A 287-nucleotide genomic window follows, 5' to 3' on the forward strand; every position below is an offset into this window, starting at 1 on the left:
AACGGCTACGGCCCGACGGAGACCACCACCTTCGCCACCACCCACCGGATCCACCGCCCGCTCGACTACTCCGGCACACTTCCCATCGGCGAACCCCTCGACAACCACCGCCTCTACGTCCTGGACGACCACCTGCGGCTCGTCCCGCCGGGCGCCCCCGGCGAGCTGTACATCGCCGGCGCGGGCCTGGCGCAGGGCTATCTCGACCGCCCGGCCCTCACCGCGGACCGCTTCGTCGCCGACCCGTACGGTCCTGCGGGCACCCGGATGTACCGCACCGGCGACCT

General features: G+C 72.8%; 1 protein-coding gene. It reads left to right on the forward strand.

Annotated features, from left to right (window positions below; genetic code table 11):
- Nucleotides 1-287 (forward strand): AMP-binding protein (locus GT042_RS27625; protein WP_161311436.1); only part of this gene is annotated, 287 nt, incomplete at both ends.

Origin of the sequence: Streptomyces sp. SID3212 (assembly GCF_009865405.1) — a bacterium.
In the GTDB taxonomy this organism is placed as follows: domain Bacteria; phylum Actinomycetota; class Actinomycetes; order Streptomycetales; family Streptomycetaceae; genus Streptomyces.